This is a genomic window from Streptomyces sp. NPDC048057 (genome assembly GCF_040653095.1).
Classification (GTDB): domain Bacteria; phylum Actinomycetota; class Actinomycetes; order Streptomycetales; family Streptomycetaceae; genus Streptomyces.
In genome coordinates this window covers 208,024-230,492 of record NZ_JBEZNF010000003.1, presented here as the reverse complement: position 1 = coordinate 230,492, position 22,469 = coordinate 208,024, and the positions used below count along the sequence as shown (strand labels likewise).

At 69.8% G+C, this 22,469-nt stretch carries 17 protein-coding genes; 8 read left to right on the top strand and 9 right to left on the bottom strand.

The features are described 5' to 3' along the window. Positions 1 to 173 precede the first annotated feature (173 nt). The 3 genes from AB0E05_RS04795 to arc all read right to left on the bottom strand — a co-directional run bounded on the left by AB0E05_RS04795 (position 174) and on the right by arc (position 4,054). Positions 174 to 386: a ubiquitin-like protein Pup gene (locus tag AB0E05_RS04795; RefSeq protein WP_361958775.1), complete on the bottom strand. Its 213-nt coding sequence runs from the start codon at positions 384 to 386 to the stop codon at positions 174 to 176. A gap of 136 nt (positions 387 to 522) precedes the next feature. Then, entirely contained in the window at positions 523 to 2,043 is a 1,521-nt protein-coding gene (gene dop / locus AB0E05_RS04790; protein WP_361958772.1) for a depupylase/deamidase Dop, read from the bottom strand. Positions 2,044 to 2,287: 244 nt separating this feature from the next. Continuing rightward, on the bottom strand, positions 2,288 to 4,054 hold the full coding sequence (gene arc, locus AB0E05_RS04785) for a proteasome ATPase (protein ID WP_361958769.1): 1,767 nt from the start codon (positions 4,052 to 4,054) through the stop codon (positions 2,288 to 2,290). Between the two features lie 264 nt (positions 4,055 to 4,318). Here arc and AB0E05_RS04780 point away from each other — a divergent pair, with 264 nt between their 5' ends. Further along, positions 4,319 to 4,630, top strand: a complete 312-nt coding sequence (locus tag AB0E05_RS04780; protein WP_361958766.1) for a ferredoxin — start codon at positions 4,319 to 4,321, stop codon at positions 4,628 to 4,630. Positions 4,631 to 4,677: 47 nt separating this feature from the next. Here the strand turns inward: AB0E05_RS04780 and AB0E05_RS04775 are convergent, their stop codons facing one another. The 3 genes from AB0E05_RS04775 to AB0E05_RS04765 form a co-directional block, all read right to left on the bottom strand. Continuing rightward, the gene (locus AB0E05_RS04775; RefSeq protein ID WP_361958763.1) at positions 4,678 to 5,241 is read right to left on the bottom strand and encodes a hypothetical protein; all 564 of its coding nucleotides are present in this window, start codon (positions 5,239 to 5,241) and stop codon (positions 4,678 to 4,680) included. Between the two features lie 313 nt (positions 5,242 to 5,554). Then, on the bottom strand, positions 5,555 to 6,463 hold the full coding sequence (locus AB0E05_RS04770; RefSeq protein ID WP_361958760.1) for a tRNA (adenine-N1)-methyltransferase: 909 nt from the start codon (positions 6,461 to 6,463) through the stop codon (positions 5,555 to 5,557). Positions 6,464 to 6,536: 73 nt separating this feature from the next. After that, complete coding sequence (locus AB0E05_RS04765) at positions 6,537 to 7,778, bottom strand: site-2 protease family protein (protein WP_361958757.1); 1,242 nt, start codon at positions 7,776 to 7,778, stop codon at positions 6,537 to 6,539. Positions 7,779 to 7,894: 116 nt separating this feature from the next. Here AB0E05_RS04765 and AB0E05_RS04760 point away from each other — a divergent pair, with 116 nt between their 5' ends. Both AB0E05_RS04760 and AB0E05_RS04755 read left to right on the top strand, forming a co-directional pair. Further along, complete coding sequence (locus tag AB0E05_RS04760) at positions 7,895 to 8,791, top strand: RecB family exonuclease (RefSeq protein WP_361958754.1); 897 nt, start codon at positions 7,895 to 7,897, stop codon at positions 8,789 to 8,791. Between the two features lie 9 nt (positions 8,792 to 8,800). Beyond that, on the top strand, positions 8,801 to 9,472 hold the full coding sequence (locus AB0E05_RS04755; RefSeq protein ID WP_030356234.1) for a response regulator transcription factor: 672 nt from the start codon (positions 8,801 to 8,803) through the stop codon (positions 9,470 to 9,472). A gap of 108 nt (positions 9,473 to 9,580) precedes the next feature. Here the strand turns inward: AB0E05_RS04755 and AB0E05_RS04750 are convergent, their stop codons facing one another. The 3 genes from AB0E05_RS04750 to metH form a co-directional block, all read right to left on the bottom strand. Next, positions 9,581 to 11,176: an ABC transporter substrate-binding protein gene (locus AB0E05_RS04750; protein WP_361958751.1), complete on the bottom strand. Its 1,596-nt coding sequence runs from the start codon at positions 11,174 to 11,176 to the stop codon at positions 9,581 to 9,583. 376 nt (positions 11,177 to 11,552) lie between these two features. After that, positions 11,553 to 12,251 (bottom strand): HAD family phosphatase, encoded by a 699-nt coding sequence (locus AB0E05_RS04745; protein WP_361958748.1) that lies wholly within the window; start codon positions 12,249 to 12,251, stop codon positions 11,553 to 11,555. A gap of 161 nt (positions 12,252 to 12,412) precedes the next feature. Then, complete coding sequence (gene metH / locus AB0E05_RS04740) at positions 12,413 to 15,934, bottom strand: methionine synthase (RefSeq protein WP_361958745.1); 3,522 nt, start codon at positions 15,932 to 15,934, stop codon at positions 12,413 to 12,415. 376 nt (positions 15,935 to 16,310) lie between these two features. Here metH and AB0E05_RS04735 point away from each other — a divergent pair, with 376 nt between their 5' ends. The 5 genes from AB0E05_RS04735 to AB0E05_RS04715 all read left to right on the top strand — a co-directional run bounded on the left by AB0E05_RS04735 (position 16,311) and on the right by AB0E05_RS04715 (position 22,326). Beyond that, positions 16,311 to 17,087, top strand: coding sequence for an IclR family transcriptional regulator (locus AB0E05_RS04735; protein ID WP_361958742.1), 777 nt, complete (start codon positions 16,311 to 16,313; stop codon positions 17,085 to 17,087). 472 nt (positions 17,088 to 17,559) lie between these two features. After that, a complete protein-coding gene (locus AB0E05_RS04730) occupies positions 17,560 to 18,345 on the top strand; it encodes an MIP/aquaporin family protein (RefSeq protein ID WP_361958739.1) in 786 nt (261 codons plus the stop codon). A gap of 51 nt (positions 18,346 to 18,396) precedes the next feature. Continuing rightward, a complete protein-coding gene (gene glpK / locus AB0E05_RS04725) occupies positions 18,397 to 19,923 on the top strand; it encodes a glycerol kinase GlpK (protein WP_361958735.1) in 1,527 nt (508 codons plus the stop codon). Positions 19,924 to 19,928: 5 nt separating this feature from the next. Further along, positions 19,929 to 21,539, top strand: a complete 1,611-nt coding sequence (locus tag AB0E05_RS04720; protein WP_361958732.1) for a glycerol-3-phosphate dehydrogenase/oxidase — start codon at positions 19,929 to 19,931, stop codon at positions 21,537 to 21,539. 115 nt (positions 21,540 to 21,654) lie between these two features. Continuing rightward, positions 21,655 to 22,326 carry a FadR/GntR family transcriptional regulator gene (locus tag AB0E05_RS04715; protein ID WP_361958730.1) on the top strand — a complete coding sequence of 224 codons (672 nt, stop codon included), beginning with the start codon at positions 21,655 to 21,657 and terminating at the stop codon, positions 22,324 to 22,326. Positions 22,327 to 22,469: the final 143 nt, after the last annotated feature.

Below are 22,469 nucleotides of genomic sequence, written 5' to 3'. Positions count from 1 at the left end.
GCGGAGACGCACTCCCGGCACCGCTGCTGTAAACCATCGCCGCGGGTTGCGGTCGCTCGCGAAACTGCTGACCGGTAGATCTCGACCGCAACCCCGACAATGCTTGACCGCTTCGGCCACTCTCCCCCCTTACCGCCACCTTCGATCCGAAGGCCAAGCGACCTCAGCGGCGATTATTCGCCACCTTTCTGCACGAACGACCTCACGAAATCCTCGGCGTTCTCCTCAAGTACGTCGTCGATTTCATCCAAAACGGAATCCACGTCGTCCGAGAGCTTCTCCTGGCGTTCTTGGAGGTCGGAGCTCACCTCCTCCGTGGTCTCCTCGACCTCCTCGGTGGAACGCGTCGCCTTCTGCTGTCCACCGCCGGTGTCCTTGGTCACCATAAACCTCACCCCGCTCGAATCTGCCCGCTCGTGTGGGTCTGTACAAGATCAGACCCTACAAGCCGGGACTGACATCGGCCCTGCAGTTTCCACAACGACCGGGCACTGGTCTCATGATTCCCAGTGCCCAGGCATTTCAGCCGCGCTCATTGCCGGAGAGCACCCGGACCAGGTCCTCCGCCGTGCGGCAGCGGTCCAGGAGCTCCTTGACGTGGTTGCGCGTGCCGCGCAGCGGCTCCAGGGTCGGCACCCGCTGGAGGGAGTCCCGACCGGGGAGGTCGAAGATCACCGAGTCCCAGGAGGCCGCGGCCACGTCGTCCGCGTACTGCTCCAGGCACCGGCCGCGGAAGTAGGCCCGGGTGTCCTCGGGGGGCTTCGTCCCGGCGCGCACGACGTCGTCCTCGTCCAGCAGCCGCTTCATCTTGCCGCGGGCCGCCAGCCGGTTGTACAGGCCCTTGTCGGGCCGTACGTCGGCGTACTGGAGGTCCACCAGGTGCAGCCGGGCGGCGTCCCAGCCAAGGCCGTCCCGCCGCCGGTAGCCCTCCATCAGCTCCTTCTTCGCGACCCAGTCCAGCTCGCCGGCCAGGCTCATCGGATCGTTCTCCAGGCGGTTGAGGGTGTCCTCCCACCGTGCCAGGACGTCCTTGGTCTGCTCGTCCGCGTCGACCCCGAAGCGTTCCTCCACGTACTTGCGCGCCAGCTCGTAGTACTCCATCTGGAGCTGGACCGCGGTGAGCGTGCGCCCGCTGCGGAGCGTGATCAGTCGCTTCAGGTCCGGGTCGTGCGAGATCTGGTGGAGGGTGCGCACCGGCTGCTCGACGGCCAGGTCGACCGCGATGAAGCCGTCCTCGATCATGGAGAGCACCAGGGCCGTGGTGCCCAGCTTCAGATAGGTCGAGATCTCGGAGAGATTGGCGTCGCCGATGATCACGTGGAGCCGGCGGTACTTCTCCGCGTCCGAGTGCGGCTCGTCGCGGGTGTTGATGATCGGGCGCTTGAGGGTGGTCTCCAGACCGACCTCGACCTCGAAGTAGTCGGCCCGCTGGCTGATCTGGAACCCGTGCTCATGGCCGTCCTGGCCGATTCCGACGCGTCCGGCGCCGGTGACGACCTGGCGGCAGACGAAGAACGGCGTCAGGTGCCGCACGATGTCCGAGAACGGGGTCTCCCGCTTCATCAGGTAGTTCTCGTGGGTGCCGTAGGAGGCGCCCTTGTTGTCGGTGTTGTTCTTGTACAGGTGGATGGGCTGCGCGCCGGGGAGCTGGGCGGCCCGCTCGGCCGCCTGGGCCATGATCCGCTCGCCGGCCTTGTCCCACAGCACGGCGTCCCTCGGGTTGGTCACCTCGGGAGAGCTGTACTCGGGGTGCGCGTGGTCGACGTAGAGCCGGGCACCGTTGGTGAGGATCACGTTCGCCAGGCCGATGTCCTCGTCCGTGAGCTGGCTGGAGTCGGCGGCCTCACGGGCGAGGTCGAAGCCGCGGGCGTCCCGCAGCGGATTCTCCTCCTCGAAGTCCCAGCGGGCGCGGCGCGCCCGGTGCATCGCCGCCGCGTACGCGTTGACGATCTGGGACGAGGTGAGCATGGCATTGGCGTTCGGGTGTCCCGGAACGGAGATCCCGTACTCCGTCTCGATGCCCATTACTCGCCGTACGGTCATGCGGCCCTCCTTGCCCGGCGGCGCTCCCGTTCGGGAACGGCGCTCAAGTACCGCTGGTGCTCCGGTGCGCACGCGGTGCCCGACCCCGCACTGCGCGACTCGGCGGTACCGCAGAGCCTAGAACGCCTCTGCGCTGGTGGGGAGATCGATTTCGTCATTGCTGGTTATGGGCTGGTTATGGCCCGCTGGGGAAAGAAACCGGCTGCGGATGCCCGGCCGGGGCATCCGCAGCCGGTGTGCCCATTTAGAGGTACTGACCGGTGTTCGCCACCGTGTCGATGGAGCGTCCGGTGTCGGCGCCCTGCTTTCCGGTGACAAGGGTACGGATGAACACGATCCGTTCGCCCTTCTTTCCGGAGATCCGGGCCCAGTCGTCCGGGTTGGTGGTGTTCGGGAGGTCCTCGTTCTCCTTGAACTCGTCCACACACGCCTGGAGGAGGTGGGCGACCCGCAGACCCTTTTGGTTGTGGTCGAGGAATGCCTTGATGGCCATCTTCTTGGCCCGGTCGACGATGTTCTGGATCATCGCGCCGGAATTGAAGTCCTTGAAGTACAGGACTTCCTTGTCGCCGTTGGCGTACGTGACCTCCAGGAAGCGGTTCTCCTCGGATTCCGCGTACATCTGCTCGACGACGGACTGGATCATCGCCTGGGCCGCGGCCTCCTTGGAGCCCCGGTGCTCCGAGACGTCGTCGGCGTGCAGCGGGAGCGTCGCGGTGAGGTACTTCGCGAAGATGTCCTTCGCCGCTTCGGCGTCCGGGCGCTCGATCTTGATCTTCACGTCGAGCCGGCCGGGGCGCAGGATCGCGGGGTCGATCATGTCCTCGCGGTTGGAGGCGCCGATCACGATCACGTTCTCCAGGCCCTCGACGCCGTCGATCTCGGCGAGGAGCTGCGGGACGATGGTGTTCTCCACGTCCGAGCTGACGCCGGAGCCCCGGGTGCGGAACAGGGACTCCATCTCGTCGAAGAAGACGATGACGGGCGTGCCCTCCGACGCCTTCTCCCGGGCCCGCTGGAAGACCAGCCGGATGTGCCGCTCGGTCTCGCCGACGTACTTGTTGAGCAGCTCGGGGCCCTTGATGTTGAGGAAGTAGCTCTTCCCCGCGGGCTGCCCGGTGACCTCGGCGACCTTCTTGGCAAGGGAGTTGGCGACGGCCTTGGCGATCAGCGTCTTGCCGCAGCCGGGCGGACCGTAGAGCAGGATGCCCTTCGGCGGCCGGAGTTCGTGCTCCTTGAAGAGGTCGGGATAGAGGTAGGGGAGCTCGACGGCGTCGCGGATCATCTCGATCTGGCCGCCGAGGCCGCCGATCCGGTTGTAGTCGACGTCCGGGACCTCTTCGAGGACGAGTTCCTCGACCTCGCTCTTGGGGACGACCTCGTAGACGTATCCGGAGCGCGGCTCCAGCAGCAGGGCGTCGCCGGGACGGATGGTGGCGTCCAGCAGCGGCTCGGCGAGCCGCACCACCCGCTCCTCGTCGGTGTGCCCGACCACCAGGGCCCGCTCGCCGTCCTCCAGGACCTCCTTGAGGGTGACGATGTCCCCGGCGCGCTCGAAGGCCATGGCCTCGACCACGTTGAGCGCTTCGTTGAGCATGACCTCCTGGCCGCGCCGCAGCTCTTCGAGGTCGATGCTGGGGCTGACGTTCACCCGGAGCTTGCGGCCCCCGGTGAAGATGTCACAGGTCCCGTCCTCGTTCGCGGTCAGGAAGACCCCGAAGCCGGCTGGCGGCTGCGCAAGGCGGTCGACCTCCTCCTTGAGGGCCACGATCTGGTCCCGGGCCTCACGGAGCGTGTTGGCGAGCCGCTCGTTCTGAGCGGAGACGCCGGCCAGGTTGGTCTGCAGCTCGACGATCCGCTCTTCGAGAATCCTCGTGTGTCGCGGAGAGTCGGCGAGCTTGCGGCGCAGGACGGCGATCTCCTGCTCAAGATAGGCAACCTGGCCGGCTGGGTCCTCAGACCCCCGCCCGGGCCGGATGCCGCGGTTGATGTCGTCGTCGTGGGCTGCCACGGTCCTCACCTCCTCCAAGGGGAGCTGGACGCTTCCTGACCCTACCTGGGCGGGTGGTGATTGAAACCCCTAGATCACAAAGACGGTCGGGGCGTGTCCGATCTTCACCCTTGCGCTCTCCCTCACGCCAGGGGGATACCCACCCAGCACCATCCGAAAGCGGTCGGTTGTTATCGTCGAGGTGTTCAACACCCGTCAGGGCTGGCGCGAATTGCTTCGCGGTGCGCACCGGACGCTTCACCCGACGCAGGAACGGCAGGAGACATGACCGTGCAGCACGAGGCCCCGTCCCCGGACGCCACCGAGGCGCTGGAAGTCTGGATCGACCAGGACCTGTGCACGGGCGACGGGATCTGCGCCCAGTACGCGCCGGACGTGTTCGAGCTGGACATCGACGGTCTCGCGTACGTGAAGAGCGCCGACGACGAGCTGCTCCAGGAGCCCGGTGCGACGACCCGGGTGCCGCTGCCGTTGCTGCGCGACGTGGTGGACTCCGTCAAGGAGTGTCCGGGCGACTGCATCCACGTCCGCCGGGCCGCGGACGGCGTCGAAGTCTACGGCCCTGACGTGGAGTAACGATTCGGTCACCCTCCGCCGTGACGGTCGGTCCGTGGACGTCCGTCTCACATCGCGGCGGTGTCCGACTCCCCCTGCACGGCCCGGACGAACGAGCCGCCCCGCCACGTCCAGGAGACCCGCTCCTCCTTGTCAGGACAGCAGGTCGGCACGTCCGGTGACGAGTAGCCGAACAGGGTCGCGCGCACCGCGCCGTCGCGCACGGCGAGGTCGCTGACGCTGAAGCCGTCCTTGGGCGTCAGCAGGGTGGCGACGACCCTCGGCTGCCCGCCCTTCGCCCGGTTCAGCACGTAGATCCCGCCGGGCGGACTGCCCGAACCCGCGTCGCAGCGGGCCGTGACGGCCGCCTCCTGTCCGCCGTCGCCGTCCAGGTCGCCGATCGCCTTCTCCGTCACGACACCGACGGTCCCGGGACACTCCAGCGGAAGCCGCACGTCGGCGGGGTCGGGCGCGGTCGTGGTCGCCCGGCGCTCCGGTTGGTTGGCGGTGGCGCCGTCGGGCTGGAACAGTCCCGCGAGGGCCACGACGCCGGCCATCGCGGCGGCGGTGGCGAGCCAGTGGACCGGTCGGGTCCGGGTGTGCGCGAGTTCCGGGACTGCGGAGGGCTGCACGCGGGAAGTCTCCTGTGGCGACGGTGGAACGAAGAACAGGGATCGTGAAGGGCTTGGGCGATCCGCCGGAAGGGCCGGCGAAGGGGCGGCCCGTGGCGGCGGTGTGCGGGGTGGTTTGCATCGTGCCACACGTCACAGGGGCCCGGAACAGCGGGGGCGAACACGGGTGCCCGCGCGAGGGCCGCCAATGCGACGGCGCCGCGGGCGAGTTCCCGTTTCCGGTGGGGAACTCGCGCGCGGCGCCGTTCGGTTGTCGGTGGGCCGGTGCCGGCACCGGTCGGACGGGGTCGGCACCGGGTGGGACGGGGCTTCGTCAGCCCTTGCCCTGGGCGTCCTTGTCGCCGCCCCATCCGACGTAGTCCTCGCCGTAGGCGCCCTTGGCCGGGCGGCGGCGGCGCATCGGCGGCTCCACTCCGTCCGCGAGGCGGCGGGCGGTGACCAGGAAGCCGGTGTGGCCGATCATCCGGTGGTCGGGGCGGACGGCCAGGCCCTCGACGTGCCAGTTGCGGATCATCGATTCCCACGGCTGCGGCTCGGCGAAGCAGCCGATCTCGCGGATGGCCTCGACGGTGCGCGCGAGCTGGGTGGTCGTCGCCACGTAGCAGCACAGGATGCCGCCGGGGACCAGCGCCTTGGAGGCGACGTCCAGGCACTCCCACGGCGCGAGCATGTCCAGGATGACCCGGTCCACGTCGGTGTCCGAGAGGTTGTCCTGGAGGTCGCCGACGGTGAGCTCCCAGGCGGGGTGCGGCCCGCCGAAGTAGCGCTCGACGTTCTGCTGGGCGATCTCCGCGAAGTCCTGGCGGCGCTCGTACGAGTGCAGCATCCCGTGGTCGCCGATGGCGCGCAGCAGGAAGGCGCTGAGCGAGCCCGAGCCCACCCCCGCCTCGACGACGCGCGCGCCGGGGAAGATGTCGGCGAAGGCCAGGATCTGACCCGCGTCCTTGGGGTAGACCACGGCGGCGCCGCGGGGCATGGACAGGACGTAGTCGGGGAGCAGGGGGCGCAGCGCGAGGTAGGCGACGTTCCCCGTGGTGCGGACAACACTGCCCTCGGGAGCGCCGATCAGCTCGTCGTGCGGGAAGGACCCCTTGTGGGTGTGGAAGTTCTTCCCGGCTTCGAGCGTGAAGGTGTAGTGGCGACCCTTGGGGTCGGTGAGCTGGACCTGGTCCCCGACCTTGAAGGGCCCGCGTCGGCGGGCGGCACCGGTCGGTTCGGACATGTGACCAGCCTACCGGCCCGCGCACCCCGTCGATGACCATCCGCGGCCCGGCCGGGCCGGGCCGCGGGGAAGGTCATCGGGCCATTGCGGCGACGAAGGCGCGTTCCACGTCGGCGGTGGACAGGACTCCGTAGATCTCGCCGCTGTCCTCGACGACCAGGTACTCCGTCGCCGGGTTCGCCCGCAGTCGGTCGAGGAGGGGTTCGCCGGCGAGGTCGGCGGGCACGCGCATGCCGTCCGTGAGGTCCTGGGCGAGGCCGCTGACCGCGACCCAGGGGCGGCGGTGCTCGGGGATCCCGACGATCGCGGTCTCGCGGACGAGGGCCGTGGGGTGGCCCTGGCCGTCGACGATGACCAGGGCGCGCGCGCCTGCTTCGTTGGCCCGGCGCAGCGCTTCGGAGAGCGGGGTGTCGGACTCCACGGGCACCGCACGGCGGGTGAGGGTGCGGGCGGCGAGTTCGGGGAGGTGTTCGCGCAGTCGGGCCATGCGCAGGCTGTTGCCGGCGCCGGTCCAGATGATCGCGGCGAGGATCGCGGCGAGCAGGGCGTCCGTGACGGTCTCGGTGCCGCCGATCTCCTGGCTGGGGTTGCCGAGGGCACCGGTGTGGGTGAGCAGCGGGAGGCCGATGAGGACGGCGACGGCGAGCGCACGGCCGACCCAGGCCGCGGCGACGGTGCCGCTCATGGGCTTGCCGGTGATCTTCCACACGACGGCGCGCAGCATGCGACCGCCGTCCAGCGGGAGGCCGGGCAGCAGGTTGAAGATCGCCACGATGAGGTTGGAGATCATCAGTCCGGCGAGCAGCACGCCGGGGACCGTGCCGGGCTCCACGGCCTGCATGCCCAGGTAGAAGACGCCGGCCAGGACCAGGGAGAGCAGCGGTCCGACGAAGGCGAGGATGAATTCGCGGCCGGGGGTCTCGGACTCCTTCTCGATCTCCGATACGCCGCCGAAGAACTGGAGCTGGATGCGGCGCACCGGCAGCTTGTAGCGGAGGGCGACGACGGTGTGGGCCAGTTCGTGGACGAGTACGGAGGCGTAGAAGGCGACCGCGAAGAAGAGGGAGACGAGATAGCTCAGCCCGCCGAGCTCGGGGAGCACGCGGTTGAGCTGGCCGCCGAAGACCCAGGTGATCAGTGCGGCGACGAGGAACCAGCTGGGTGCGACGTACACGGGCACGCCGAAGGGGCGGCCCATGAGGATGCCGCCTCCGGGGCCGTCGGGGCGCCGGCGCTTCTTGCCGTCGTCCGGGGGCGTGCCGCCCGCGGACGATGACGCGCGCGAGCGCTCGCTGCTGGAGTGGTCCTCGTTCACGGGGTCCCTTCGTCGCGAGGTCGCAGGAGGGTCGGTCCTTCGATCATGCAGTGCTGTCTCCTCTGACGTCGATGGTATTGCGCTCGCTGTCAGTGGCGGGCCGTAGGGTCTGCGTCATGAGGACGAGTGAACAGGTCCAGAGGGCACCGGGGGCGGGTGCTGTGCCGATGTCGTTGTCGCCGTCACGGGCGAGCGACTTCATGCAGTGCCCTCTGTTGTACCGGTTCCGGGTGATCGACAGGCTGCCGGAGAAGCCGAGCGAGGCCGCCACCCGGGGCACGCTGGTGCACGCGGTGCTTGAGCGCCTGTTCGACGCGCCGGCGGCGGAGCGTACGCCGCCGAAGGCGAAGTCGTTGGTGCCGGGCCAGTGGGACCGGCTGCTGGAGGGCCGTCCCGAGCTGGGCGAGCTGTTCGCCGCGGACGAGGGGGGCGATCGGCTGGCCCGCTGGCTGGGCGAGGCGGAGGCGCTGGTGGAGCGCTGGTTCTCGCTGGAGGACCCGACGCGCCTGGAGCCGGCGGAGCGGGAGATGTTCGTGGAGGCGGAGCTGGATTCGGGGCTGCGGCTGCGCGGAGTGATCGACCGGGTGGATGTGGCGCCGACCGGCGAGGTCCGGATCGTCGACTACAAGACCGGCAAGGCCCCCCGCCCCGAGTACAGCGAGGGCGCGCTGTTCCAGATGAAGTTCTACGCGCTGGTGATCTGGCGGCTGAAGAAGGTGGTGCCGCGCCGGCTCCAGCTGGTGTACCTGGGCAGCGGCGACGTGGTGACCTACGACCCGGTCCCGAGCGATCTGGAGCGGGTGGAGCGCAAGCTGCTGGCGCTGTGGGAGGCGATCCGGCTGGCGACGGAGTCGGGCGACTGGCGCCCGCGGCCCACCAAGCTGTGCGGCTGGTGCGACCACCAGGCGTTCTGCCCCGAATTCGGCGGGACTCCCCCGGTCTATCCGCTGAGCGTTTCCCCGGACGCGTCGGCCGACGGTGGTCAGGGCAGAATGGCCCCTGACCCAATGTGAGGAGTTCCTGTGGCTATCCGCGTCCTGCTGGTCGACGACCAGCCGTTGCTGCGCACCGGCTTCCGGATGATTCTGGAAGCGGAGCAGGACATCGCGGTCGTCGGCGAAGCCGGCGACGGCCTCCAGGCACTCGACCAGGTGCGGGCGCTCCAGCCCGACGTGGTGCTGATGGACATCCGCATGCCGCGGATGGACGGGGTGGAGGCGACCCGCCAGATCACCGGCCCCGGCCGGGACGGTCCGGCGAAGGTGTTGGTGCTGACGACGTTCGATCTCGACGAGTACGTGGTGGAGGCGTTGCGTGCCGGGGCGAGCGGCTTCCTGCTGAAGGACGCCCCGGCGAACGAGTTGGTGCAGGCGATCCGGGTGGTCGCGGCGGGCGAGGCGATGCTCGCCCCCAGCATCACCCGGCGGCTGCTCGACAAGTACGCGGGCCATCTGCCGTCCGGTGACGAGCCGGTGCCGGACACGCTGCACACGCTCACCGACCGCGAGGTCGAGGTGTTGAAGCTGGTGGCGCGCGGCCTGTCCAATGCGGAGATCGCCGCGGACCTGTTCGTCAGCGAGACCACGGTGAAGACGCACGTGGGCCATGTGCTGACGAAGCTGGGGCTGCGCGACCGGGTGCAGGCCGCGGTGTACGCGTACGAGAGCGGTCTGGTCCGTCCCGGCGCGCAGTAGCCGCCGGCCCGACGGGCCTTGTGGCACATGGAGAAGCGGCGGCGGGCCGGGGCCCGCCGCCGCTTCTCCATGTGCTCGTGCCCTGGGTACGGGCGAACGCAGCGGCGCTCAGTTGCCGGTGCTCAGCTCCCAGAGCTGGAGGTCGGAGCTGGCGTTCAGCAGCGTGTCGCCGCCCTGGATGCCGGAGCGCACGGCGACGTGCTGCTTGCCCTGCCACAGCGGCAGCACCGGCACGTCGGTGGCGACGATGTCCTGCATCTGGGTGAACTCCTTCGACGCGGCTCCCCGGTCGGCCTGGCGGCGGGACTGCGGGATGAGGGCCCGCGCCTCGGCGCTGACGTAGGGCGAGTTGAGGAAGTTGCCCTTCTCCAGGAACGGGGCGACGTAGTTGTCCGGGTCGGGGAAGTCCGGGAACCAACCCATGCCGTACACGGGGTAGTCACCGCGCTTCTGGGCGGTGCGGAAGGAGGACCACTCCGCGCCCTCGATGGTGACGGAGAAGAGCTTGGAGGCGTTCAGCTGGTCCCGCAGGAGCTCGAACTCCCGGGCGGTGCCGGCGCCGTAGCGGTCGGTGGTGTAGTGCAGCTTCAGCTCCACCGGGGCCTTGATGTTCGCCTTCTCCAGGATGTTCGCGGCCTTCGCGACGCTGGGCTCGCCGTACTGGTTGTAGAAGGAGTTCTTGTGCGCGCCGATGTTCGCCGGGATGAGCGAGTACAGCGGCTGCGCGGTGGCCCCGTAGACCTGTCCGGCGATCTGGCCACGGTCGACGACGGCCGCCATGGCCTGTCGCACCGCCTTGTTCTTCACCGAGGGGTGGTCGGTGTTGAAGGCGAGGTAGCGGATCGACAGCCCCGGCATCTCGATGAGCTCGATGCCCTTCTTGGGCTTCTCCTCCATGGCCTTGATCTGACTCGGGGACATCTCCCGGGTCATCACGTCGATGTCGCCCTTCTCCAGCGCCTCGCCCATGGCGTCGGCGTCCGGGAAGACGCGCAACTCGACCTTCTTGTTCCGCACCTTGACGTCGCCGGTGTACGACTCGTTCCGGGTGAAGACCACCTTGGTGAGCTTGGAGTCGGTGGATTCGGCCTTCATGGTGTACGGGCCCGAGCCGTCCACCTGGAAGCCCTCGCGCAGCTTCTTGCCGTCGTACTGCTTCTTGTTGACGATGCCGGCGGCCGGCGTGGAGAGCTTGTACGGGAAGGTCGCGTCCGGGGACGCCAGGTGGAAGACCACCTCGTCGTCGCCCTTGGTCTCGATGGTGTCGACGGTCGACAGGAGGGTGGCCGTGCCGTTGTCCGCCTTGATGGTCTGCACCCGCTCCAGGGAGAACTTCACGTCCTCCGCGGTGATCGGGGTGCCGTCGGCGAAGGTGAGCCCGCTGCGCAGCTTGCAGCGGTAGCTCTCGCTGGACTTGTCCGTGAAGCCGCAGCTCTTGGCGGCCTCGGGGACGGGCTGGCCGCCGCCGCGGGGCGCGTGCATCAGCGTCTGGACCGTCTGGCGGAGCACGTTCCAGGCGCCGGTGTCGTACGCGTACGCCGGGTCGAGCGGCGCCGGGCTGTCCTTGCCCGCGGCGAGTTGGTCCGTGGTGCCGACGACGATGGTGCCGCCGCCCTTGGCGTCGCCCCCCGAATCGCCGCAGGCGACGAGCACGGGCGCGAGCAGCCCGACCACGGCCGGCAGCGCCAAAGTCTTACGGTTCATCCTGGACGTTCTCCTCATCCGGCACTGGGTACTACGGGTGCGAAGACCCGCGAAGACAGTAGTCGGATGTGTCAGGTGCGTTTGACCGGCCCGCAGTTGGGGCGATTTCGCTCAGTGATCGTTCATGTCTGTGAGTCGACGAAGGCCCTGCGGAATGTTTCGTAAGGGCGAAATGCTCCCCGTCGACACCCCCGCCCAGGACACACTGAGTGACGAACGTCACGCGAAAAATCTAATGCAACGACCCGGGGAAATTGGACCCGGATTCAACCAACCCGGATTACCGAAAAGAATGCTCCGAAATCAGAACGACCTAATCGTTTCTTGCATTCATGATGCAAGGACAGTAGCGCGCAGGGTCGGGCCGGCCTGCGCCTCAGTTCGCCGAGGCCGTGAAGCGGCGCAGGAAGGCCAGGTCGACGGCCTCCAGGGAGTCCACCACCACCCGGCCCTGAGCCGGCGCGATGGGGGCCACGGAGGGCACGGCGACCACCGGGCAGCCGGCGGCCTCGGCGGAGGCGACCCCGGTCGCCGTGTCCTCGATGACGGCGCAGCGGGCCGGCTCGAAGCCCAGGCCCCGGGCGGCCAGCAGATACGGATCGGGGTGCGGCTTGGTGCGCGGGACCTCGTCCCCGGCGACGGAGAGCGCGAAGTCGTGCGGCACGGCGTCCAGCACCCGGTCGATGATGCGGCGGTGCGAGGCGGAGACCAGGGCGGTGGGGACCTGCTGGGCGGCGAGCTCGGCCAGCAGCCGCTGCACCCCCGGCATCAGCGGCACGCCCTCGCTGATGCGCTTCTCGAAGGCGTCGTTGAGCAGCACGGTCAGCTCGGGGAGGGCGATGGCGGCGCCGGTGACCTCGATCAGATAGCCCGCGCTGCGCGTCATCGGGCCGCCCACGACCACCTCGCGCCACGCCTCGTCCAGCTCGTGCCCCAGTTCGGCGAAGACCCGTACCTCGGCGTCCCACCAGAAGCCCTCGGTGTCGACCAGGGTGCCGTCCATGTCCAGCAGAACGGCCTGGAGGGCCGCGCCGTCCGCCGTCTGGGTGGGGGACGTGGGGATCGTGCTGGTCATCGGCACACCTCCGGAAGGGACGAGAAGGCCGGCCGCCCCTTCCCCACGGCTTCCCCGCTGGGACTGGCGACCGGCCTGCGTTGGACCGACCAGTTTACGACTCGTCGGACAAACGTGCTGGCAATTGCCCACCGACACCCGTTGACGGTGTGATGAACGGACTACCGAGCGTTGAAGTACTTGGCCTCCGGGTGGTGGATCACGATCGCGTCGGTGGACTGCTCCGGGTGGAGCTGGAACTCCTCGGACAGCCGCACCCCGATCCGCTCGGGCTCCAGCAGGTCCGCGATCTTCGCCCGGTCCTCCAGGTCGGGGCAGGCCCCGTAGCCCAGCGAGAACCGCGCGCCGCGGTACTTCAGCGCGAACATGTCCGTCACGTCCGAGGGGTCCTCGCCGGCGAAGCCGAGTTCGGCGCGGACCCGGGCGTGCCAGTACTCGGCCAGCGCCTCGGCGAGCTGGACGGAGAGCCCGTGCAGCTCCAGGTAGTCGCGGTAGGAGTCGGCGGCGAACAGCTCCGCCGTCGCCTCGCCGATCTTCGAACCGACGGTGACGACCTGGAGTCCGACCACGTCGACCTCGCCGGACTCCTCCGGGCGGAAGAAGTCCGCGAGGCACAGCCGCCGCCCGCGCCGCTGGCGCGGGAAGGAGAAGCGGGTCCGCTCGGAGCCGTCCTCATGCAGGACGATCAGGTCGTCGCCCTTGGAGACGCAGGGGAAGTAGCCGTAGACGACGGCGGCTTCCAGCATGTTGCGGGTGTGCAGTTGGTCGAGCAGACCGCGCAGCCGGGGCCGGCCCTCGTTCTCGACCAGTTCCTCGTAGCTGGGGCCGTCACCGGCGCGGGACTGCTTGAGCCCCCACTGCCCCTTGAAGAGCGCGCCCTCGTCGACCCAGGAGGCGTACTCCTTGAGCTGGATGCCCTTGATCACCCGGGTGCCCCAGAACGGCGGCTCGGGTACGGGGTTGTCGACGGCCACGTCGGAGCGCGCCGAGCCCTCCTCGGCCTGCTCCTGGACCGCGACGGCCGCGGCGGGCCGCACCCGGCGCTGCTTCAGCTCGGGCAGCTTGGCCCCGGGGACGCCGCGCTTGACGCCGATCAGGGCGTCCATCAGGCGCAGCCCCTCGAAGGCGTCCCGGGCGTAGCGGACCTCTCCTTCGTAGATCTCGTGGAGGTCCTGCTCGACGTAGGCGCGGGTGAGGGCGGCGCCGCCGAGGATCACGGGGTAGTCGGCCGCGATCTTCCGCTGGTTCATCTCCTCCAGGTTCTCCTTCATGATCACCGTGGACTTCACCAGCAGGCCGGACATGCCGATCACATCGGCCTTGTGCTCTTCGGCGGCCTCCAGGATCGCGGAGACGGGCTGCTTGATGCCCAGGTTGACCACGTTGTAGCCGTTGTTGGAGAGGATGATGTCGACGAGGTTCTTGCCGATGTCGTGGACGTCGCCGCGCACGGTGGCCAGCACGATCGTGCCCTTGCCCTCGGCGTCGGACTTCTCCATGTGCGGTTCCAGGTACGCGACCGCGTTCTTCATGACCTCGGCGGACTGGAGCACGAAGGGCAGCTGCATCTGGCCGGAGCCGAACAGCTCGCCGACGACCTTCATGCCCTCCAGGAGGGTCTCGTTGACGATGTCGAGCGCGGACCGCTCGGCCAGCGCCGCGTCGAGGTCGGCTTCCAGGCCCTTCTTCTCGCCGTCGATGATCCGCCGTTGGAGCCGCTCCTCCAGGGGCAGGGCCAGCAGTTCTTCGGTCTTGCCGGCTTTCAGCGACTTGGTGTCGACGCCCTCGAACAGCTCCATGAGCCGCTGGAGCGGGTCGTAGTCCTCGGCGCGGCGGTCGTAGATCAGGTCCAGGGCGGTGTTGACCTGCTCGTCGTCGAAGCGGGCGATCGGCAGGATCTTTGACGCGTGGACGATCGCGGAGTCCAGGCCGGCCTTGACGCACTCGTCGAGGAAGACCGAGTTCAGCAGGATCCGGGCGGCCGGGTTGAGGCCGAAGGAGATGTTGGAGAGCCCCAGCGTGGTCTGGACGTCGGGGTGGCGCCGCTTCAGCTCGCGGATGGCCTCGATGGTGGCGATGCCGTCCTTGCGGGACTCCTCCTGACCGGTGCAGATGGTGAAGGTCAGGGTGTCGATGAGGATGTCCGACTCGTGGATGCCCCAGTTGCCCGTGAGGTCGTCGATCAGCCGTTCGGCGATGGCGACCTTGGTCTCGACGGTACGGGCCTGGCCCTCCTCGTCGATGGTGAGCGCGATCAGGGCGGCGCCGTGCTCCTGGGCCAGTCGGGTGACCTGGGCGAAGCGCGAGTCCGGGCCGTCGCCGTCCTCGTAGTTGACGGAGTTGATCACGGCCCGGCCGCCGAGCTTCTCCAGGCCGGCGCGGATGACGTCGACCTCGGTGGAGTCCAGCACGATCGGCAGGGTGGAGGCGGTGGCGAACCGACCGGCCAGCTCCGCCATGTCGGCGACGCCGTCGCGGCCCACGTAGTCCACGCAGAGGTCGAGCATGTGGGCGCCCTCGCGGATCTGGTCGCGGGCCATCTCCACGCAGTCGTCCCAGCGGGCGGCCAGCATGGCCTCGCGGAACTTCTTCGAGCCGTTGGCGTTCGTCCGCTCCCCGATCGCCATGTACGAGGTGTCCTGACGGAACGGCACCGTCTGGTAGAGGGAGGCGGCGCCGGGCTCGGGGCGCGGCTCGCGCTCGGGCGGCGTGAGGTCGCGCACCCGCTCCACCACCTGGCGCAGGTGCTCCGGGGTCGTACCGCAGCAGCCGCCGATCAGGGAGAGGCCGTACTCCTGGACGAAGGTCTCCTGGGCGTCCGCCAGCCCCTCGGCGTCCAGCGGGAAGTACGCGCCGTCCTTGCCGAGCACGGGCAGACCGGCGTTCGGCATGCACAGCAGCGGGATGCGGGAGTGGCGAGCCAGATAGCGCAGGTGCTCGCTCATCTCGGCCGGGCCGGTGGAGCAGTTCAGCCCGATCATGTCGATGCCCAGCGGCTCCAGCGCGGTCAGCGCCGCGCCGATCTCCGAGCCGAGCAGCATCGTGCCGGTGGTCTCGAACGCCATCGAGCACAGCAGCGGCACCTCGACGCCGACCGCGGCCATGGCGCGCCGGGCGCCGAGGATCGACGATTTTGTCTGGAGCAGGTCCTGGGTGGTCTCCACGAGCAGCGCGTCCGCGCCGCCGGCGATCAGGCCCTCGGCGTTCGCCTGGAAGCCGTCGCGGAGCGGGGCGTATCCGATGTGACCGAGGGTCGGCAGCTTGGTGCCCGGGCCGATGGAACCCAGCACCCAGCGCTGCTGCCCGGTGGCGGCGGTGTACTCGTCGGCGACCTCGCGGGCGACGCGGGCGCCCGCCTCGGACAGCTCGTGGATCCGGTCCGGGATCTCGTACTCGGTGAGCGCGGAGTGGTTGGCGCCGAAGGTGTTCGTCTCGACGCAGTCGACGCCGGCGTCGAAGTAGGCGGAGTGCACCGAACGGACGATGTCGGGGCGGGTGACGTTGAGGATCTCGTTGCAGCCTTCGAGGTCCTGGAAGTCTTCGAGGCTGGGGTCCTGCGCCTGGAGCATGGTGCCCATCGCTCCGTCGGCGACGACGACCCGCGTGGCCAGGGCCTCGCGAAGCGCGGCGACCCGGGTCCGGATGTCGGCGGAGGGTGCGGAAGGGGTGGGCGACGAGGCCATGGACGGGCTCCCTGGGATGCGACGGCTGTCGGCTTTGCACCGCCCGGTGGGGCGCGCACGGAGTCAGGGTAACCGGGTACGGCGTCTGAGGAGAGGGGTGGTCCATCTCCCGGACGCCTCGGACGGCTCGCGCCACCTGGGGTGATGCGCCCCGGAGAACGGGACCATCAGAAGTTGTGATGGGGTCGGCGGCGGACCCGCGGGCCGGGAGCCGGGTGATCGTCGCCGTTCAGGGGGCGCTCGGGGCGAACATGTCCCAGGTTCGTGGGGTTCCTGTGAAACTTCCGGGCGCGGGATACTCACTCGGCAGCGGGCAAGGTCGGCATCGGCCGATAGTGTTCAGCATTGTCGAACAGCAGCGGAGAGGGCCGATCCGATGGCGAAGAACATCCAGTCGCTTGAGCGGGCGGCGGCGATGCTGCGGCTGCTCGCCGGCGGCGAGCGCCGACTGGGCCTGTCGGACATCGCCTCGTCGCTCGATCTGGCGAAGGGCACCGCCCACGGCATCCTGCGCACCCTCCAGGCCGAGGGCTTCGTCGAACAGGACCCGGCCTCCGGCCGTTACCAGCTCGGCGCCGAGCTGCTGCGGCTCGGCAACAGCTACCTCGACGTGCACGAGCTGCGCGCCCGCGCCCTGGTGTGGACCGACGACCTGGCCCGCTCCAGCGGCGAGAGCGTCCACTTGGGCGTGCTGCACCAGCACGGGGTGCTGATCGTCCACCACGTCTTCCGCCCGGACGACAGCCGCCAGGTGCTGGAGGTGGGGGCGATGCAGCCGCTGCACTCCACGGCGTTGGGGAAGGTGCTGGCGGCGTACGACCCGGTGGCGCACTCGGAGGCGGTGGAGGCGGAGCGCAAGGCGTTCACCCCCGCGACGCTGACGTCCCTGGCGGACTTCGAGGGGGTCCTCGCCCTCACCCGTGCCCGCGGCTGGGGGGCGGACGTGGAGGAGACCTGGGAGGGCGTCGCCGCGGTCGCGGCCCCCGTCCACGACCGGCGGCGGATGCCGGTGGGCGCGGTCGCCATCACGGGCTCGGTGGAGCGGATCTGCACGGCGGGCGAGGAGGGCCGGGAGCTGCGGCCCGAGCTGATCACGGCGGTACGGGAGTGCGCCCGGGCGGTCTCGCGGGACCTGGGCGCCGGGCGGTTCTGACCCGTAGGCCGCCCGCGAGCCCGCCTGCCCGCACCCTCGTACGCCCGCCCGTACGCGCCCCGTTCACACGCCCCGCGCGTACACCCCGTTCCGCACACCCGGCGCACCCCCCGACGTCCATCCGGGTACCCGCCCCGACGCCGGCCGTGCCCGACTGCCGGCCTACGGAATCGGGCAGCTCGGACATATTGGGTGCATCATCGGAGCACCATGCATCCAGCAACGAGGACGTCGAGCCAGTACGCACGGGCCCCTCCGAGGTTTCCCGAGCTTCTTGAGCCACAGACCTTGACGGCATGTTGACGTACAGGAAAACTGCCGTTCAACGGTCGGCATTGTCGAACGCCTAACGGAAAATCGCGTTAGAGTGTCACTGCGCCAAGGACCGGAACACCCTCGGCCCCCGCCGAGGGCACGAACCACCGGAGGAACCGGGGTTCGCCATTCCTGGACTAAGGACAAAGGAGTCACGGTGTCCAGCTCCGACATCTTCATCGGCGAAATCATCGGTACCGCCGTACTCATCCTGCTCGGCGGCGGTGTCGTCGCCGCCGTCAGTCTGAAGAACTCCAAGGCGCGCGGCGCGGGATGGCTGGCCATCACCTTCGGGTGGGGCTTCGCCGTCATGACGGCCGTGTACATGACCGGCCCGCTCTCCGGGGCCCACCTCAACCCCGCGGTCACCCTGGGCATCGCCATCAAGGACGACAGCTGGTCGGACGTCCCCACGTACATCGCCGGACAGCTGCTCGGCGCGATGATCGGCGCCGCGCTGGTCGTGGTCGCGTACTACGGGCAGTTCATGTCCCACCTGCGGGACCCCGAGATCGTCGGCGACGTCGACGAGAAGCCCATCGAAGGACCGCACGGCGGCACCAAGGCCGGCCCGGTGCTCGGCATCTTCTCCACCGGCCCCGAGGTCCGCGTCGTCTGGCAGAACCTCGCCACCGAGATCCTGGGCACCGCCGTGCTGGTGCTGGCCGTGCTCACCCAGGGCCTCAACGACAGCGGCAAGGGCCTGAGCGTCCTCGGCGGACTGATCACCGCCTTCGTCGTGGTCGGCATCGGCCTCTCCCTCGGCGGCCCGACCGGCTACGCCATCAACCCGGCGCGCGACCTCGGCCCCCGCATCGTCCACTCCCTGCTTCCGCTGCCCAACAAGGGCCGCTCCGACTGGGGCTACGCCTGGATCCCCGTCGTCGGACCGCTGGCGGGCGGAGCCCTCGCAGCGGGTATCTACGACCTCGCGTTCGTCTGACACCGGGCGAGCGGGCCCCGTCATCCACCCACCTTCGAGCAGGAGCTTCCCGTGACCGACACGCACACAGCCGGCCCCTTCATCGCCGCCATCGACCAGGGCACCACCTCCAGCCGCTGCATCGTCTTCGACCGGGACGGCCGGATCGTCTCCGTCGACCAGAAGGAGCACGAGCAGATCTTCCCCAAGCCGGGCTGGGTCGAACACAACGCCGTCGAGATCTGGGCCAACGTCCAGGAGGTCGTGGCCGGCGCCCTCGCCAAGGCGGGCATCACCCGTGACGACGTCAAGGCGATCGGCATCACCAACCAGCGCGAGACCACGCTGCTGTGGGACAAGAAGACCGGCGAGCCGGTCCACAACGCCATCGTCTGGCAGGACACCCGCACCGACGCCCTGTGCAAGGAGCTCGGTCGCAACGTCGGCCAGGACCGCTTCCGCCGCGAGACCGGCCTGCCGCTCGCCAGCTACTTCGCCGGTCCCAAGGTGCGCTGGCTGCTCGACAACGTCGAGGGCCTGCGCGAGCGCGCCGAGCGCGGCGAGATCCACTTCGGCACCATGGACTCCTGGGTCATCTGGAACCTGACCGGCGGGGTCGACGGCGGCGTCCACGTCACCGACGTCACCAACGCCTCGCGCACCATGCTGATGAACCTGCACACCATGACCTGGGACGACAAGATCCTCGCCTCCATGGAGGTGCCGGCGGCGCTACTGCCCGAGATCCGCTCGTCCTCCGAGGTGTACGGCACCGCCAAGGGCGGAGTCCTCGACGGGGTGCCCGTCGCCTCCGCGCTCGGCGACCAGCAGGCCGCCCTCTTCGGCCAGACCTGCTTCTCCGAGGGCGAGGCCAAGTCCACGTACGGCACCGGCACCTTCATGCTGATGAACACCGGCGGCACCCCGGTGAACTCCTACAACGGGCTGCTGACCACCGTCGGCTACCGCATCGGGGAGCAGGAGCCGGTGTACGCGCTGGAGGGCTCCATCGCCGTCACCGGTTCGCTGGTGCAGTGGATGCGCGACCAGCTGGGCCTGATCAACTCGGCCGCCGAGATCGAGACCCTGGCCCTGTCGGTGGACGACAACGGCGGCGCCTACGTCGTCCCCGCGTTCTCCGGACTCTTCGCCCCGTACTGGCGCTCCGACGCCCGCGGCGTGATCGCCGGGCTGACCCGCTACGTCACCAAGGCGCACATCGCCCGCGCGGTGCTGGAGGCCACCGCCTGGCAGACCCGCGAGATCACCGACGCGATGACGAAGGACTCCGGCGTCGAACTGGCCGCGCTCAAGGTCGACGGCGGCATGACCTCCAACAACCTGCTGATGCAGACGCTCGCCGACGTCCTGGACGCACCCGTGGTGCGCCCCATGGTCGCCGAGACGACCTGCCTCGGCGCGGCCTACGCCGCCGGCCTCGCCGTCGGCTTCTGGCCGGACACGGACGCGCTGCGCGCCAACTGGCGCCGGGCCGCCGAATGGACCCCGCGCATGGACGCCGACCGGCGTGAGCGCGAGTACAAGAACTGGCTCAAGGCCGTAGAGCGGACCATGGGCTGGATCGAGCACGAGGAGTAAGCGACATGACCACCCTGCAGAGCGTCCCGGCTCTTGGGACGCACCCGGCCGCCGGTTCGCTGCCGAGCCGCGCCGAGACCCGGGAGCAGCTTGCCCAGGCGACCTACGACCTCCTGGTGATCGGCGGCGGCATCCTGGGCATCTCCACCGCCTGGCACGCCGCGCAGGCCGGGCTGCGGGTGGCCCTGGTGGACGCCGGCGACTTCGCCGGCGCCACCTCCTCCGCCTCCTCCAAGCTGCTCCACGGCGGACTGCGCTACTTGCAGACCGGCGCGGTGAAGCTGGTCGCGGAGAACCACTTCGAGCGGCGCGCGGTCTCCCGCGAGGTGGCCCCCCACCTCTCCAACCCGCTCACCTTCTACCTGCCCGTGTACAAGGGCGGTCCGCACGGCGCCGCGAAGCTGGGCGCGGGCGTCTTCGCGTACTCCGCGCTCTCCGCCTTCGGGGACGGCGTCGGCCACGTCATCAGCCCGGCGAAGGCCCGGCGCGACGTGCCGGAGCTGCGCACCGAGGACCTGAAGGCCGTCGCCGTCTACGGGGACGACCAGATGAACGACGCCCGCATGGCGCTGATGACGGTCCGCGCGGCCGTCGCGGCGGGCGCCACCGTGCTCAACCACGCCGAGGTCACCGGGTTGCGGTTCACCAAGGGCCGGGTGACGGGCGCGGAGCTCAAGGACCGGCTCGACGGCGCCGAGTTCGGCGTCGGTGCCCGGCTGGTGCTGAACGCGACCGGGCCCTGGGTGGACCACCTGCGGCGGATGGAGGACCCGCAGGCGGCCCCCTCGATCCGCCTGTCCAAGGGCGCCCACCTGGTGCTCAAGCGCACCTCGCCGTGGCGGGCGGCGCTCGCCACCCCGATCGACAAGTACCGCATCACCTTCGCCCTGCCCTGGGAGGACATGCTCCTGCTGGGCACGACGGACGAGGAGTACGAGGGCGATCCGGGCGAGGTCGCGGTCAACGAGGCGGACGTCACGCAGATCCTCGACGAGGCCGCGTACTCCATCCGCGACCAGCAGCTCTCCCGCGATCTGATCACCTACTCCTTCGCGGGCCTGCGGGTGCTGCCGGGCGGCCCCGGCGACACCTCCAAGGCCAAGCGGGAGACCGTGGTCAGCGAGGGCCGCGGCGGGATGCTGTCGGTGGCCGGCGGCAAGTGGACCACCTTCCGCCACATCGGCCGCACCGTGATGACCAAGCTCGCCGCCCTGCCCGGCGGTCCGCTGGGCGAGGACATGGAGCCGATCTCCACGCTGCCGAAGAAGCTCCCGCTGCCCGGCATAGCCAACCCGCGGGCCGTCGAGCACCGGCTGCTGGTCGACGGCCCGGCACCGGGGCCGCGGATGGCCGCGGACACCGCCCGCCACCTCGCCACCCACTACGGCTCGCTCGCCTTCGACATCGCCCGGCTGGCGAACGACGACCCGGCGCTGGCCGAGCGGGTCCACCCGGACGCACCCGAGATCTGGGCACAGGTCGTGTACGCCCGCGACCACGAGTGGGCCGAGACCGCGGACGACGTGCTGCGCCGCCGCACCACCCTGACCATCCGGGGCCTGGCGACCGACGAGGTCCGCGGCAAGGTGGAGGACCTGCTGGAGAAGCGGGCCTGACGCCGCCGGCACACCCTCCCCCCACGGGAGACGTGGGCGGCTCCGACGGAGCCGCCCACGTTGTACTCTCGGACACCATCAGACCTCCGATGACTCAAGGGGCGAGGAGGCCGACATGGCCGTCACCGACGAGGCGATCGAAAAGATCAAGGGCATGATCGTCTCCGGTGCGCTGCGCCCCGGGGACCGGCTCCCCAAGGAGAGCGAGCTGGCCGCCGAGTTGGGGCTGTCGCGCAACTCCCTGCGGGAGGCCGTGCGCGCGCTCTCGCTGATCCGGATCCTCGACGTCCGCCAGGGTGACGGGACGTACGTCACCAGCCTCGATCCCCAACTCCTGCTGGAAGCGCTGAGTTTCGTCGTCGACTTCCACCGGGACGACACCGTGCTGGAGTTCCTGGCGGTGCGCCGCATCCTGGAGCCGGCCGCCACCGCGCTCGCCGCGGGCCGGATCACCGACGCCGGGTTGGACGAACTCGGCTCGCAGCTGGACGCCTTGGGGCCGGCGCCCTCCGTCGAGGACTTGGTCGCCGCCGATCTCGCATTCCACCGCGGGATCGTCCAGTGGTCGGGCAACTCCGTCCTGTGCTCCCTCCTGGACGGGCTCTCCGGGCCGACCACCCGGGCCAGGATCTGGCGGGGACTGACCCAGCAGGACGCGGTCAGCCGTACGCTCCACGAGCACCGCGCCATACTCGAAGCGCTGCGCGACGGCGACGCGGAGGCGGCCCGCTCCTGGGCCACGGTGCACGTCGCCAGCGTGGAGCAGTGGCTGCGCTCCTCGCCATGACCCGGGGTGACGAGGCCCCGGTCACCCCGGCCGGCCCGTCCGCTCCTGGCTCCGGTCGCTCGCGCAGCGCGACGCCACAGGGATCCCGGGGTGATCCGACCTCTTGATCGTCCGATGTATAGCGCCGCAGCGCATGGGGAGTC

Excerpts from the sequence above, each read along its gene's own strand:
- AB0E05_RS04795 (WP_361958775.1), bottom strand. The coding sequence starts at position 386 with ATGGTGACCAAGGACACCGGCGGTGGACAGCAGAAGGCGACGCGTTCC.
- dop (WP_361958772.1), bottom strand. The coding sequence starts at position 2,043 with ATGACCGTACGGCGAGTAATGGGCATCGAGACGGAGTACGGGATCTCC.
- AB0E05_RS04780 (WP_361958766.1), top strand. The coding sequence starts at position 4,319 with ATGACCGTGCAGCACGAGGCCCCGTCCCCGGACGCCACCGAGGCGCTG.
- AB0E05_RS04770 (WP_361958760.1), bottom strand. The coding sequence starts at position 6,463 with ATGTCCGAACCGACCGGTGCCGCCCGCCGACGCGGGCCCTTCAAGGTC.
- AB0E05_RS04760 (WP_361958754.1), top strand. The coding sequence starts at position 7,895 with ATGAGGACGAGTGAACAGGTCCAGAGGGCACCGGGGGCGGGTGCTGTG.
- AB0E05_RS04750 (WP_361958751.1), bottom strand. The coding sequence starts at position 11,176 with ATGAACCGTAAGACTTTGGCGCTGCCGGCCGTGGTCGGGCTGCTCGCG.
- AB0E05_RS04745 (WP_361958748.1), bottom strand. The coding sequence starts at position 12,251 with ATGACCAGCACGATCCCCACGTCCCCCACCCAGACGGCGGACGGCGCG.
- metH (WP_361958745.1), bottom strand. The coding sequence starts at position 15,934 with ATGGCCTCGTCGCCCACCCCTTCCGCACCCTCCGCCGACATCCGGACC.
- AB0E05_RS04735 (WP_361958742.1), top strand. The coding sequence starts at position 16,311 with ATGGCGAAGAACATCCAGTCGCTTGAGCGGGCGGCGGCGATGCTGCGG.
- AB0E05_RS04720 (WP_361958732.1), top strand. The coding sequence starts at position 19,929 with ATGACCACCCTGCAGAGCGTCCCGGCTCTTGGGACGCACCCGGCCGCC.
- AB0E05_RS04715 (WP_361958730.1), top strand. The coding sequence starts at position 21,655 with ATGGCCGTCACCGACGAGGCGATCGAAAAGATCAAGGGCATGATCGTC.